A 14,496-nucleotide genomic window follows, 5' to 3' on the forward strand; every position below is an offset into this window, starting at 1 on the left:
CTGTTTTTGGTTCTAAAACAGCAACCTAACGAGTCATAAGAAATAATTGTTTGTGTGACATATACCGTAATCTACTCTGGAATGTGTGCGGTTAGGAGGCTCCATACCTTCTCGACGTGGCGTTCTGAAAGGTGAGTTTGGCCTAGAACCAATCGGATAGCAAAAGCTCCATTTACCCTTGTGTGGCTGAGAAATGCTTCGCCCGAAGCGTTGATTTTTTCAATAATTTGCTGGTTTGTCTGATCCACAGTTTTAGGGTTTTTGCTAGATGCAATATATCTGAATACCAGTACATTGAGCTTCGGGGGAGCCAGGATTTCAAAATGCTGCGAGCGTTCCAGCTTTTGTCTGATTTGCTCGGTGAATTCTAAGTGTTGGCGTAGTATGTTTCTCAAGCCTTCTTTGCCGTAGGTGCGCATTACAAACCAAAGTTTTAATGCCCTAAATCTACGCCCGAGCTGAATGCCCCAATCTCTATAGTCATTGACTTGCCCACGGGTGCTGGTCTTGAGATATTCGGGCAAAATTTCGAAAGTACGTATCAGTGCTTCTTTGTCCCGCACGAAGTATACCGAGCAATCAAAGTTGGTAAGCAGCCACTTGTGTGGGTTAAAGACATAGCTGTCTGCAAATGTAAGGCCCTCGCGGAGCCAGTCGAGTTCGGGTAAGATCATAGCAGATCCGGCATAGGCAGCATCTACATGCAACCATACGTTGTGCTTTTGGCAAATCTGTCCAACGGCGCTCAGTGGATCAAATGCCAACGTGCCTGTAGTGCCAAGAGCTGCTACCACACAGCATGGTATGAGTCCGTTTGCCAGGTCTTTTTCTATGGCCGCCAGTAGGGCATCAGGTCGCATGGCTAGTGCTTCATCTGTGGCAATCTTCACCACATTTTCACTGCCTATTCCAGCTATTTTGGCTCCTTTTTCGATCGAAGAATGGGTTTCTGCAGAGCAGTAAACGCGCAACTTCTGGCCGTCAAACCCTTGCTTATTGATGACATACTTACTTACCTGCTCACGCGCAGTGAGTATTGCCGTAAGTGTGGCTGTAGAAGCCGTGTCATGGATCACACCATGCCAGGCATTAGGCAAAGACATGAGGTCTTTGAGCCACTCCATCATTTGCTCTTCCAGTTCTGCAGCAGCAGGAGAGGTTTCCCAAACCATACACTGCGCGCCAATTCCAGCAGTTAGTATTTCTGCAATAAGGGATGGGTAACTGGAATTTGCTGGAAAATATGCGTGAAAATGCGGGTGCTGCCAATGGGTGATACCTGGCAAAATGATGTCATTGAGGTCCTGCATCAGGTCAGCGAATGCTTCACTGGAATCGGGAGCTTTTTCGGGAAGTTGCTTCTTTATATCACCGGGCTTTACTTGAGATTTTACCGGATGTTGCTCAATGTTTTCGAGATAGTCTGCTACCCAGTCCACGGCAGCATGGGCGTTTTTACGAAACTCGTCAGAAGTCATGCTTTAGGGATGATTTATACAGGAATGTACACAAGCTTTTTGGTTTCGAAAAACTCCTCATTGAAGTATTCCGAAAGGTTGGTAAGGCTGTGGGAGCGCCCAAACTCCTTCAACTCCTCATCCAGATCGCCACCTTTTAGGAGCAGGTAGCCACTGGCTAGTGTAGGGTGGTCATTGGGTTTGATGAGGCGATGTGTCCAGTTGTACAGCACCTGCGTGCGGGCTACAGCTCTGGATACTACATAGTCAAACTTTCTTTTGATCTTCTCCACACGCACATGCTCGGCCTCTACATTAGCCAGCCCCAGCGCTGAAGCCACTTCATTCACCACTTTTATTTTTTTGCCAATGCTATCTGCCAGGTAAAAGGAGCACTCTGGGAAAAGTATGGCCAACGGTACGCCTGGAAAACCACCACCGGTACCAATGTCTAGAACTTTGGAGCCTGCAGGGAATGAAAAGTATTTGGCTATGGCCAGACTGTGGAGTACGTGCCGAATGTAAAGCTCTTCTATGTCCTTTCTGGAGATCACATTGATTTTGGCATTCCAATCCTTGTAGAGTGATTCGAGCTGAACGATTTGGTCTTTTTGAGTGTCATTAAGCTCCGGGAAATGATCGAAAACGACCTGTGCGTTTTGGGTCATTAGATGTGTTTCTTTTTGTCTTTTACTAATTCGTACATCAGCTCTCGCGCTCGGTGAAGTTGTGCTTTTACAGTACCTAGCGGCGCCCCTAGTTCGGTGGCTATCTCCTCATAAGATAGTTCGTCAAAGTAGCGTAGCTTGACCAACCGCTGATATTTGGGAGGCAGTTTGGTTACAAACATGCGCACAAGCTCAATCTTCTGAGTGTTGATGGCTTCTTCGTCCGGCGTACGGTCTCCATCTTCCACATCGATATTTACGGACTCTCCGCTATCATCTGTAAATGAGGTGTTTAGGCTGTAGGTTTCCAGTTTTTTCTTACGAATAAAATCAATGGCATTGTTGGTAGCAATGCGAAAAAGCCAGGTGCTAAACGTATAGTCTTTTTTGAAGCGCGCCAGGTTTTTAAACGCTTTGGCAAAAGCCTCTATGGTGAGGTCTTCCGCGTCATCTACATTGCGCACCATTTTTAGTATCATATGGTAAACAGGCTTTTTGTACCTGCTCATGAGTTCGGCAAAAGCCGACTCGTCATTTTCCAGCGTAGCACGATCTATGAGTTTGAAATCTTTGAGTGCTTTATCTGAAAACTGCCTTTTTACTTCCATCTAGTCGTTCGTTCAAATCTCGCTCTGATACCTATCAGAGGTAATAAAATCGCATAGCAGAAATCCAGTAACAAAAACCAGCGTAGCTGAAATGGTAACCCTGTCTTATAGGCGATTTTCTTGAAAAATAGTCCTTTTACCAGTACCAACAAGCCGAACAAAACAATAATTCTCTCTGGCGCCGGAAAAATACAGATCAAATATAGCCAACTCAGCCATACAAGTGCATGAAGACTCATGCGAATCATGTGGTTTCGCTTGATCTGTGGCTGATAGTGCTTGCCAACGGAAAAGTGTCTTGTTTTTTGCTTGAGATATCCTTTCAATGTACGTTTTGGATACGAATAGGTTAAGCTTTGATGACCAAAATTTACAACTGTATTGGACGGTGTTGAGAGCTTTTGTACCAGTAGGTCATCGTCACCACCGAGTACATTTTCGTGTGGCGCAAAGCCTTTGCTGGCTAAAAAAGCTTCCTTTTTATAAGCGATGTTACGCCCCACACCCATATAGGCATTGCCAGAAAGAGCTGCAGCGAAATAGTGGATTGCGGTTTGAAAGGTTTCATATCCGGTGAGAGCTCCTATTGCAGTTCCATTGTGGTAATATGCTCCTGCCCCCAAAATCAGTTCTACATCCTTGTGCATGTGGATAGCAAAACTGTTTACCCATTCGTCACTGGCAGGGAGGCAGTCTGCGTCTGTCAAAAGTACCCATTCACCAGCGGCTTTATGGATCGCTTGCGAAATGCCATGTTTTTTAGGGTGAATGCCATGAGGCACTTCCTCGATGGCAATGGTCTGTAAGCGTGGGTCGCTGAAAGTACTCACGATTTTCTGACTAGCATCTGTACACCGATCTAAAACCAGGATGATTTCTAACTGCAGATACTTTTGAGCTAAAAGTGCAGGTATCAAATGGGGTAGGTGATGGGCCTCATTGTGTGCACAAACGATCACGGTCACCCGTGGTTGTATGCCTGAAGGAGAGGGCATGGAGTAGGTAATTACCTTCCATACGACAGGTGCCAGCAGAAAAATATGAGCTCCAATCAGGACGTAAAACAATATTTCATGGAAATGAACTACCATTGGTGGTAAAGATAGAAGGCGGGGATGGGGGTTATTCGGATTGGTCCAACTATTTTTGCCGCATTTATGGATTTTAGCTTACAACATACCGACCCAAAGTCTAAGGCAAGAGCAGGTGTAGTCACTACTGATCATGGTCAGATCGAAACGCCAATTTTTATGCCGGTGGGCACAGCGGGTACAGTCAAAGCTGTACATCAGCGTGAAATTAAGGAAGATATTGCTGCGGAAATCATCCTGGGCAATACCTATCATTTGTACTTACGCCCCGGCCTGGAGGTGATACAAGCCGCTGGCGGACTTCATAAATTCAATGGCTGGGATCGGCCGATACTTACCGATAGTGGAGGGTATCAGGTGTATTCGCTGGGAGACAATCGTAAAATTACCGAGAAAGGTGTGCGCTTTAAATCTCACATTGATGGCTCCATGCATGATTTCACACCGGAGCGGGTCATGGACATTCAGCGTGTGATTGGTGCAGATATCATTATGGCTTTTGATGAGTGTACGCCCTATCCATGTGAGCGCAAGTATGCGGAGGATTCTATGCATATGACCCATCGTTGGCTCAAAAGGTGTATCGATCATTTTGATCAAACGGAGCCAGTATATGATTACAGTCAGACACTTTTCCCTATTGTGCAAGGGAGCACTTACCCTGATTTGCGCAGGCAGTCTGCAGAGTTTATCGCTGAGCAGGGAAGGGAGGGTAATGCCATCGGTGGTCTATCGGTGGGAGAGCCGCATGAAGATATGTATGCCATGACTGAGCTAGTATGTGATATCTTACCGAAGGATAAACCGCGCTACCTTATGGGGGTAGGCACACCGGAAAACATCCTGGAATGCATTGCGTTGGGAGTGGATATGTTTGATTGTGTGATGCCAACACGGAACGCTCGCAATGGCATGCTTTTTACCAGTGAAGGAATTATCAATATTAAAAATGAACGCTGGAAGTCGGATTTTAGTCCGATTGATCCTGAGATTGGAGGCTATGTGTCCACTTTTTATACCAGAGCGTATCTGAGACACCTCATCATGAGCAAAGAAATGTTGGGAGCGCAGATATGTAGTGTGCACAATCTTACGTTTTACCTGTGGCTGGTAAAGCAGGCACGCGAACAAATAAAAGCCGGTACATTTGCTAGCTGGAAAAACCAAATGGTTAAAAAAGTAACCACTCGCTTGTGAAAAAAATTGATCTCTACATTCTGAAGAAAATCCTGAGCACGTTCGTGTTTGTGGTGTTTTTGCTGGTATTGATTATCTGTGTGATAGACTTTACTGAAAAGAATGACGACTTCATGCAGAATGACGTCAGTAGAGCTCAAATCTTCAAATATTACCTGACCTTATTCCCTTATTTTGCCATTTTGCTTACGCCGATCACGGCTTTTATCGCCACGGTATTTGTGACTGCTAAAATGGCTGCTCAGACAGAAATCGTTGCTATTTTAGCCTCAGGGGTGAGTTTCAGGCGTATGCTATTGCCATATCTGGTGGCAGCTACCATCATTGCGGCTTTTAGCTTCAGTTTTATGGGTTATGTGATTCCTGATGCCAATAAATACCGCATCAATTTTGAGCTGACCTACCTGAAAAAACCGTTTTTCTATTCAGATCGCAACATTCACCTAAAAATTGGTGAAAATGATTACATCTACATCGATCGATACAACAATCAACGGGATATAGGTTACACTGTGACGCTGGAGCGGATAGTGGATGAGCGACTTGAAGATAAAATCACGGCAAAACGAATTCATTGGGATACGGCTACCAACAAATGGAGTTTGAAAAACTGGCAGCGGCGAGAAGTTTTCGATGACTATGAGCGCATTACTTCTGATGGTGCGGCTAGTGACCTGGACACTATGCTCAATCTCACGCCGGCAGATTTTCAAAATAAGGAACGCTTACAAGAGACTCTTACGCTACCGGAGTTGAATGACTATATCGCCTTGCAGCAAAGCCGGGGAGCGGATGATGTAGGCTTGTATCAAATAGAGAAATACATTCGCTATATGCAGCCCTTTGGAGTGATTATACTTTGCTTCATCGGGGTGGTGGTCTCCGCCAAAAAATCCAGAAGGGGCACAGGGTTTCAAATCGCACTTGGCTTCTTGATAGCCTTTGTATTCATTATCTTTTTTATCCTGGCTCGGGCTATAGCCGAAGCAGGCTCCATGAATCCGATTTTTGCAGTCTGGATACCAAACATCATTTTCAGTTGTATAGGGTTGCTGCTGTATAACACGGTCCCAAGATGACGCAGGAAACCAAAGACTTTGCGTTTCTTCATTTCATAGTTCTCATTTGGGGATTTACAGCCATTCTAGGGGTGATGATTGATTTACCCTCGGTGGAAATGGTCTTTTTTCGCACGTTAATTGCGTCAGTGGGGCTTTTGGTGCTGGTTTATTTTCGAAAAAAGTCTTTCACCTTTCATCGAAGAAAAGATTATCTGGTAATCCTGGGAACTGGAGGGCTGATTGCCGCCCATTGGATTTTGTTTTTCTTATCTGCCCGCGTAGCTAATGTCTCGGTCTGTTTGGCAGGTATGGCTACCTGTTCGCTTTGGACGAGTATTTTGGAACCTATTGCTTATCGCCGGAAGGTCAAAGCCTTTGAAGTGATCCTGAGCGTCATAGCATTCATCGGTATTGTGGTGATCTACAATGTGGAATTTGACTATTTTCTCGGGCTTGTATTGGCAGTGATTTCAGCATTTATTAGTGCATGGTTTACTGTGATCAATGGTAAACTCACTAAGCGGTATGATCCGTTTGTGATTACTTTCTATGAGATGATTGGCGCCACGCTTTCGATTGCTTTGTTTTTCCCGATCTATTTGCAGCTGGAAGGGGTGTCTGGTTTGGCCTTGTCCCCAACTTTGGCTGATTGGGGGTATTTGCTGATTTTAGGGTTGGTTTGTACCGTATATGCTTATTCCTATTCCGTAAAGCTCATGCAGCGTCTATCTGCATTTTCTGTCAATCTTACGGTAAACCTGGAGCCTGTATACGGGATAGTGATGGCGCTCATTTTCTTTCCGGAAACAGAGCAAATGACCAGTGGGTTTTACCTCGGCACAGGATTGATCCTAACTTCTGTATTGCTTTATCCGTTGATCAATAAGGCAATGAAACGCAAAGCGCTGGAAACAGATAATCTGCGATAAGTAAGAATTTTTTCACTAATCCAATTTTTAAATGCTTATCACTACAACAAACAACGTAGAAGGAAAACAGATCACAGATTACTATGGCATGGTCACGGGGGAGGCCATCATAGGAGCTAATATTTTTAAAGACTTTTTTGCTGCCATCACCGATGTGGTGGGCGGGCGCTCAGGTGCTTACGAACGTGCGCTGAAAGACGCAAAAGATATCGCCATGAAAGAGATGCAGGAGCGTGCTCAGGCCATGGGTGCAAATGCTGTGATAGCCGTGGATCTTGATTATGAGACCGTAGGCAAAGACTCTGGTATGCTGATGGTTAGTGCCAGTGGTACGGCAGTTCGCCTGGCGTAAAATATCTAATACATATAGAACGGTTTTGTGGTAAGTGGTGTTTAGATTCTAAACACCCCTTACCATGAACGTTTACGCCTTCATTATCCCCATCGTATTGGTGCTACTACTGGCTGAGATTATCTACAGCATTCGCACCAAAAACGGAATGTATCCGTTTCAGGATACCGTTACAAATATCGCCACAGGTATTGGCAATCAATGTGTCAATCTGGCTGTGGCTTTTTTTGTTTATAAGTGGTATGGTTGGCTCTATCAGTTTGCCCCGTGGGAAATCCCGGCCACCTGGTACTGGCTCCTGATTCTGCTTATTTTCCAGGACTTTATCTTTTACTGGTTTCACCGGATAGGTCATACCATCAATATCTTCTGGGCGGCGCATATGCCACATCATTCCTCTGAAGAGCTCAATTTATCGGTTGGAATTCGTGCCAGTTTTACTCAGCGCCTTTTTCAATTTCTATTTTTCGATTGGATTTTGGTATTGGTCGGGTTTTCGCCTGAAATGGTCTATGCCATGGCTGCCGTCCACTTGCTGCTGGCGTATTGGCACCACACTCAGCTAATCAAAAAGCTTGGCTGGTTTGAAAAGTTTTTTGTGACGCCTTCTCATCATCGGGTTCACCATGGTGTAAACCCTCAATACCTGGATAAAAACTACTCCGAGTTTTTAATCATTTGGGATAAGCTATTTGGGACGTTCGAAGAAGAGCGTGAAGAGGTGTGCTATGGGGTGACGCATCCGCCCAGGACCTGGGACCCTATTTTTATCAATTTTCAGTATTGGAAGCAGCTTTGGGATGATGCGGTAGCTACTCGCAGTTGGTGGGATAAGGTACGGCTTTGGTTTATGCCACTAGGATGGAGGCCTCCAGATTTGCGTACCAACGAAAAAAAGCAACTGGGCTACACCCGAAAGGAGCAAGTGAAGTATGTAAGCAAGCAGTATAAGGGTGTACGGCCATATTTGATTGTGCAGATCGTGCTGGCTATGGCTTATCTGATGGTGACTGTAGACTTGTCTAATCCATTGACTTATGTGCATCGCCTGGTACTTTCCATTGGCGTTTTTCTAATGATTATTGCCTGGGGAGGATTGCTACAAGCACGGCGCTGGTCATTAGGTGTGGAAGTGCTGCGGTTGGTTTACATGGCTATTGCCCTTGTAGTTGTTTTAGATTTCGCCGGGATGATGGCCTATACCAGCTGGCTGACCATAGTAGCAGGTCTATGTGCAGGTGGTAGTATTTTGTATTGTACTTTTTTTGTGAAAAAGAAAGAGTTGGAAAGCCCTCAGCTAGCTTATAGCTGAAAACAGGTGTAATCGGTGAGCTCTGGTTTAGACTTGAATAGACCATATACGGTAGACCCTGATCCCGTCATGGATGCATAAAGTGCGCCTGCATTATACAGGTCTTCCTTTGCTGATGTGATGGCTGGATGGTTTGGGCAAACCGATGCTTCGAAATCATTTAATAAGACGCCTTTCCATTGGTGTATCGGTTCTGCCAATACACTGGTGAGCTCGTTTTTAGGTGTTGTGGGTATCACATTGGCGTAGGCTTCTTTTGTACCGATATGAATGCCAGGGTGTTTTAGTGCTATCCAGTAGCCAGATAAGTCCAGGTCCGTTTGGGAGAAAGTAGTACCCGTTCCGGTGGCTATCGTAGGCAGGTTTTCTATAAAAAAGGGACAATCACTTCCCAGTTTTGCTGCATAGCCTTGTAAGTCAGTGGTGCTAAGCTGTAGCTCAAAGAGCTCATTCAGTACTTTTAGGGTAAACGCTCCATCTGCAGAGCCACCGCCAAGTCCTGCGCCCATAGGAATGACTTTGTGCAAGTGAATGTGCACGGGTGGTAGCTTAAATGCAACGTTCAAGAGCTCGTAAGCCTTTACACAGAGGTTGCCGCTGGCATCTCCGGGGATTTCAAGTCCGGTGCTGGTGAATCGAAAAGTGTCAGCAGGGATAATTTCTAAAACGTCTTTCCAGGGAATGGGGTAGAAGCAGCTCTCAATGTTGTGGTAGCCATCAGGTCGTCTGCTGAGAATGTAGAGGCCGAGGTTTATTTTGGCGTTTGGAAAAGACAGCATAGAGGAAGTGAAAAAGGGTGTCCGTGGACACCCTTTGATTTATTTATTTGCCCATTTGTTCGATGATCTCCTCAGAGATACCTGTCATGGAGTAGCCTCCATCGTGGTATAGGTTCTGCATAGTGATCATGCGGCTAAGGTCTGAAAACAAGAAGATGCAGTAGTTGGCACAGTCACCAGCGAGGGCATTGCCTAGCGGAGACATCTTGTCTGCAAAATCAAAGAATGAATCAAACCCACCGATTCCTGAACCAGCTGTGGTTTTAGTCGGTGACTGAGAAATAGTGTTTACTCGTACCTTTTTAGACTTACCAAGTCTATAGCCGTATCCTCTGGCAATAGACTCGAGCACCGCTTTGGCATCAGCCATGTCCGTGTAAAATGGATAGGTACGCTGAGCTGCTATGTATGACAACCCTACCACAGATCCCCACTCGCTCAAAGCGTCCTGCTTTTCAGCCACGTGCATCATCTTGTGAAAAGAAAGGGCAGAGACGTCTAGCGATTTTTGGAACCAGTCATAGTTCAGCTCGCCGTAGCTGCGGCCTTTACGGATGTTTGGTGACATACCGATAGAGTGCAGTACAAAATCTATTTTACCACCCAGTACTTCTTGAGATTTTGAAAATAGGTTTTCAAGTTCTTCCACAGATGTGGCGTCTGCAGGGATGATTTCACTTCCAGTTTTTTCAGCAAGTTCATTGATCTTGCCCATACGCATAGCGATAGGTGCATTGGTCAGGGTGAAAGTAGCTCCTTCTTCATGCGCTCGCTGTGCCACGTGCCATGCGATGGAGTTTTCGTCTAACGCCCCTGATATAATTCCTCGTTTTCCTGCTAGTAAGTTATTGGCCATGTTATTATGGTTTGATTTTTTCGGGTCCAAAAATAGACCAAATTAGCTGTACGAACAATCTTAATCTAAAGGCATTGACAATCAGATGCTTTTTACAGCATACCAGTAGCTAGCACCTCTTCCTGTTTCCTGGAAAATTGCCTTGTCACCGGGAGTATAGTCAATGCACCCTTCATACTTTCCGGGTACAGGCATGTGCTTAAAGGCAGTTTTGGCAACCTCTTCAGAGGAGAGATATCCCCAGATAGTGAGTTGCTTGATCATCACATAATAGTGCTCTCCTGATTTTTCACCCCTATCTACTGCCGCTCGATGCGCCTTTGCCGCTGCTTCTAGCTGCAGGCATAGATTTGTTTGTTCTTCAGGCGACAGCTGGTCATAGGTTTTGCTGAACTGCTTGTCACACAGATCCGTTACCGCTTTTAAGCCATCCAGAAATATCTGTTGTTCCTCTGGGGTGTAAAATGCGCTCACAATGTCGTTGATAAAATTCCCTACATCTACCTGCCTTGCCCCTGGAGAATCAGCCGTGGTAGGCAGCAAGGTTTCTCCAAGGTCATTTAGTAATTTGATCTTTCGGTCGTTTAGGATACCGGAAACCGGCGGAGCCTCTGTGGAACAACCGGATAAAAATGCCTGTGCGCCCACAATGGTACCTCCAAACAGTACTCCGAGCGATTGTAATGCTTCTCTTCTTTTCATGGGTTCGGATTAAAGGTTTCTTTTCTTGAGTTCTGAAACAGCAAAATCTACCGCTCGGGCAGTAAGCGCCATATAGGTAATCGATGGGTTTTGGCAAGCGCCAGAGGTCATACACGACCCATCAGTTACAAACACGTTTTTCACCGCATGGAGCTGATTATTACCATTCAATACGGAGGTTTTTGGGTCTCTACCCATCCGGGCTGTACCCATCTCGTGAATACCCAGGCCAATACCTTTTTTACGAATGCGTGTTTTGATGTTTTTAAACCCGGCAGCTTCGAGCATTTCAGCGCCAGAGTTTACGATATCATCCAGCATTTTGTACTCATTGTCCTTGAAGTCACAATTAAACTCTACCAATGGCATTCCCCACTGGTCGGTTTCTTCTTTGCTGAGGGTCATTTGATTTTCCTCATACGGCAGCATTTCTCCCATTCCACCCATGCCTCCATGCCAGGAGCCGAGGCGGAACAGCCCGTTTTTGAAGTCAGCTCCAAACGGAGCATCGATTCCCTCCATATTGCCCGGGCTACGCAAAGCTTCAAAAGAGAATGAGAACCCTCTTACATAATCGGTGCGTTTGTCGTTACCGACATTACGGAAGCGAGGGATGTAGGTGGCAACCGGGCGTTTTCCATCGTAATAGCCATCCTTGAAGCCATCGTGTTGGCCGCTTACTGCTCCTTCATAGTTGTGGTCCATCAGGTTTTTGCCAAGCTGCCCGCTATCGTTGCCCAGTCCATTAGGGAAGCGGCTGGAAGTAGAGTTCATTAAAATCAATGTGGAGTTGATAGTGCTTGCATTGACAAATACCACTTTGCTGTAGTACTCCATCATTTCTTTGGTATGCGTGTCGATGACGCGTACTCCGGTGGCTTTGCCCGACTCTTCATCATAGATAATAGAGTGCACCACGCTATCAGGTCTGAGGGTCAGGTTTCCAGTAGCTATTGCTGCTGGAATCGTGGCGGAGTTGGAGCTGAAATACCCCCCAAGTGGACATCCACGGTAGCATCTGTCACGCTTCATACAAGGGCCTCTGTTGCCTACGCGTTCGGTGTGGTTGGCACGGCGCCCGATGATCAGGTGTCGTTCTTCAAAACGCTCCTCTATGGTGGCTTTTACGTGTTTCTCCAGGCAATTCATCTCAAACGGTGGTAGAAATTCTCCGTCTGGAAGGTGAGGGATGCCATCTTTGTTCCCTGTCACACCTACGAATTTCTCCACATAACTATACCATGGAGCAATGTCTTTGTACCGGATGGGCCAATCTACGCCATATCCGTCCTTGGCATTGGCCTCAAAGTCCAGGTCTGACCAACGCTGGGTCATACGGGCCCACATCAGTGATTTTCCACCTACCTGATAGCCCTTAATCCAGTGAAATGGTTTCTTTTGGATATAGGGGTGCTCTTCATCTTTGACGAAAAAATGATCTGTGGATTCGTTCCAGGCATAGCACTTGTCAAGAATGGGGTTTTGGTTACGGATCTGTGGAGGTATTTCCATTCGGTGGGGAAACTCCCACTGCTCTTTCATAGCTGTAGGGTAGTCCTTTACGTGTTCCACATTTCGTCCGCGTTCGAGTACGAGAGTTTTGAGTCCTTTCTCGCAAAATTCTTTAGCCGCCCAGCCTCCGGAAATCCCTGAGCCAATAACTATGGCGTCATAGGTGTTGCCAGCCTTGGCTTTGCCTGTGATGATATATGACATAAAATCTAAAAAATGGGTTGAACATCAGGCCACAAGATAGGTAGATGTGTTCATTTTCCAGGGTGTGATATGTCACTTTGCACCGGTGCGAATGCTCACATGGGTAATTCTCACGTGGTGCCTAGAAGCTCCCTGGCACTTTGTAGGGCACTTTCTCCAGGTTTTTCACCACCGATCATTTGAGCAATGGCCATCACGCGTTCGTCGTTGTGGAGTTTTTTGATGCGGCTCACGGACTTGTCTGAAGAGTGGTCTTTGTAGACAAAATAGTGGGCATCACCACCAGCGGCAAATTGCGGCAGGTGACTGATGGATATTACCTGATGGTTGGCAGCCATTTGCTTCATCATGTTTACCATCTGTAAAGCGATTTCGCCAGATACGCCCGTGTCTATCTCATCAAAAATGATGGTAGGCATTGCGGTTTTGTCGGCCAGGAGGTATTTGATGGCAAAAATAAGTCTGGAGAACTCACCACCTGAAGCTACATGTTTGATTTCACGAGGTGCCACCCCTTTGTTAGCCGAAAATAGAAATTCTACCAGATCGCCGCCAGTAGGGGCTAAGTCGGCAGGGGAAATAGTGATGTTGATTTCACCGTTTTCAATGCCTAGTTTTTTAATCAATGATTTGATGGCGTTTGCAAAACTGTCGGCATGCTTTTTTCTGCTGGTGCTCAGTTTCTGTGCAAGTGCCCGGGCGTTTTTTTCTGCTTCGCTCAGTTGAGTTTCGGCTTTTGCTATTTCTTCATCGATGTTGAGCACCTGGGCGAGTTCCTGACCCAGCCGGTCTCGCAGACTGATCAGATCTGAGGTGTCAGCTGCCTGATGCTTTTGCTGAAGGCGAAATAACAGGTCCAATCGATCTTTGATGAGTTGCAGGCGCTCAGGATCCAGCTCCACCCGATCTTGTTCCATAGTTATTTCACGAGCTACATCTTCTATTTCGATGAGGGCACTATCCAATCGGAGATGTAAACTTTCGAGGTTTTCGGAAAATCCTTTTATCGCGCTGAGCAGGGGGAGGGATTCTTTGAGTTGGTTGATCACCGAATACTCCGACTCATCGAGGGCCTGGGTTAGCTGGCCCAGATTCACTTTGATTTCTTCTGCGTGCTCCAGCAGTTTGAGTTCGTCTTCTAGCTGACTTTGCTCATCGGCCTCCAAATCAGCAGACTGTAATTCATCAAACAAAAATTGCTTATAGTCAGCATCCTGAGCGCTGTTGGATGCTTTTTGAGTAAGCTCTTGAAAATGCTTTTCAGCTTGTTTGTATGTGCGATATGCCTTTTTATAATCCGCCAGAAGGTTTTGGTGGCCTGAGAAAATATCCAGGATTTCTAATTGATATAGGTTGCTGCCAAGGTGCAGTGTCTCATGCTGAGAGTGTATATCCATGAGGTGAACTCCCAGCTTTTTTAGAATATCCAGCGTGACGGGAGTGTCATTTACAAAGGCTCTGGACTTGCCGCTAGGGCTAATCTCTCTGCGGATAATGCATTCTTGATCAAAATCCAGATCAGCTTCGTCAAATAACGACTGAAGCTGATAACCGCCAATATCAAACACTCCTTCGATGATACACTTTTCGTCATCAGAAAACAACGCTTTGGTATCTGCACGATTACCCAAAAGTAAGCCTACGGCACCTAGCATAATAGACTTTCCTGCGCCGGTTTCACCGGTGATGATGTTGAGATTGGGAGATGGGGTCATCTCCAGCGCCTGGATGAGTGCGTAGTTCTTTATCGAAAGCGATCGGATCATGG

At 45.9% G+C, this 14,496-nt stretch carries 14 protein-coding genes; 5 read left to right on the top strand and 9 right to left on the bottom strand.

The features are described from left to right. Positions 1-71: 71 nt before the first annotated feature. From C7460_RS19935 to C7460_RS19950, 4 genes are read right to left on the bottom strand one after another with little or no spacing between them, the layout of a single operon-like run. Positions 72-1,478, bottom strand: coding sequence for a pyridoxal phosphate-dependent decarboxylase family protein (locus C7460_RS19935; protein ID WP_115869904.1), 1,407 nt, complete (start codon positions 1,476-1,478; stop codon positions 72-74). Between the two features lie 14 nt (positions 1,479-1,492). Beyond that, the gene (gene rsmG / locus C7460_RS19940) at positions 1,493-2,125 is read right to left on the bottom strand and encodes a 16S rRNA (guanine(527)-N(7))-methyltransferase RsmG (RefSeq protein ID WP_115869905.1); all 633 of its coding nucleotides are present in this window, start codon (positions 2,123-2,125) and stop codon (positions 1,493-1,495) included. Next, a complete protein-coding gene (locus C7460_RS19945) occupies positions 2,125-2,733 on the bottom strand; it encodes an RNA polymerase sigma factor (RefSeq protein ID WP_115869906.1) in 609 nt (202 codons plus the stop codon). Before C7460_RS19945 ends, rsmG begins: the two co-directional genes overlap by 1 nt. After that, complete coding sequence (locus C7460_RS19950; protein WP_115869907.1) at positions 2,724-3,824, bottom strand: glycosyltransferase; 1,101 nt, start codon at positions 3,822-3,824, stop codon at positions 2,724-2,726. The genes C7460_RS19945 and C7460_RS19950 overlap by 10 nt, the downstream gene beginning before the upstream one ends. Before the next feature lie 66 nt (positions 3,825-3,890). On the opposite strand from C7460_RS19950, the gene tgt reads away from it, so the two are divergent. From tgt to C7460_RS19975, 5 genes are all read left to right on the top strand, one after another. Further along, on the top strand, positions 3,891-5,021 hold the full coding sequence (gene tgt / locus C7460_RS19955) for a tRNA guanosine(34) transglycosylase Tgt (protein ID WP_115869908.1): 1,131 nt from the start codon (positions 3,891-3,893) through the stop codon (positions 5,019-5,021). Further along, entirely contained in the window at positions 5,018-6,100 is a 1,083-nt protein-coding gene (locus tag C7460_RS19960) for an LptF/LptG family permease (RefSeq protein WP_115869909.1), read from the top strand. The genes tgt and C7460_RS19960 overlap by 4 nt, the downstream gene beginning before the upstream one ends. Then, positions 6,097-7,011, top strand: a complete 915-nt coding sequence (locus C7460_RS19965) for a DMT family transporter (RefSeq protein WP_115869910.1) — start codon at positions 6,097-6,099, stop codon at positions 7,009-7,011. Before C7460_RS19960 ends, C7460_RS19965 begins: the two co-directional genes overlap by 4 nt. Positions 7,012-7,042: 31 nt before the next feature. Beyond that, on the top strand, positions 7,043-7,363 hold the full coding sequence (locus C7460_RS19970; protein ID WP_115869911.1) for a heavy metal-binding domain-containing protein: 321 nt from the start codon (positions 7,043-7,045) through the stop codon (positions 7,361-7,363). A gap of 64 nt (positions 7,364-7,427) precedes the next feature. Then, positions 7,428-8,675: a sterol desaturase family protein gene (locus C7460_RS19975; protein ID WP_115869912.1), complete on the top strand. Its 1,248-nt coding sequence runs from the start codon at positions 7,428-7,430 to the stop codon at positions 8,673-8,675. Here the strand turns inward: C7460_RS19975 and ispE are convergent. From ispE to recN, 5 genes are all read right to left on the bottom strand, one after another. Beyond that, entirely contained in the window at positions 8,666-9,454 is a 789-nt protein-coding gene (gene ispE / locus C7460_RS19980; RefSeq protein ID WP_115869913.1) for a 4-(cytidine 5'-diphospho)-2-C-methyl-D-erythritol kinase, read from the bottom strand. The two genes, C7460_RS19975 and ispE, sit on opposite strands and share 10 nt — an antisense overlap. Positions 9,455-9,497: 43 nt before the next feature. Next, positions 9,498-10,310 carry an enoyl-ACP reductase FabI gene (locus C7460_RS19985; protein WP_115869914.1) on the bottom strand — a complete coding sequence of 271 codons (813 nt, stop codon included), beginning with the start codon at positions 10,308-10,310 and terminating at the stop codon, positions 9,498-9,500. 81 nt (positions 10,311-10,391) lie between these two features. Then, positions 10,392-11,012 carry a gluconate 2-dehydrogenase subunit 3 family protein gene (locus tag C7460_RS19990; protein ID WP_115869915.1) on the bottom strand — a complete coding sequence of 207 codons (621 nt, stop codon included), beginning with the start codon at positions 11,010-11,012 and terminating at the stop codon, positions 10,392-10,394. A 9-nt stretch (positions 11,013-11,021) separates the two neighbouring features. Next, positions 11,022-12,728, bottom strand: a complete 1,707-nt coding sequence (locus tag C7460_RS19995; RefSeq protein ID WP_115869916.1) for a GMC oxidoreductase — start codon at positions 12,726-12,728, stop codon at positions 11,022-11,024. Positions 12,729-12,838: 110 nt separating this feature from the next. Further along, entirely contained in the window at positions 12,839-14,494 is a 1,656-nt protein-coding gene (recN, locus tag C7460_RS20000) for a DNA repair protein RecN (RefSeq protein ID WP_115869917.1), read from the bottom strand. Positions 14,495-14,496 lie beyond the last annotated feature (2 nt).

Source organism: Marinoscillum furvescens DSM 4134, from assembly GCF_003386095.1.
GTDB classification, from domain to species: domain Bacteria; phylum Bacteroidota; class Bacteroidia; order Cytophagales; family Cyclobacteriaceae; genus Marinoscillum; species Marinoscillum furvescens.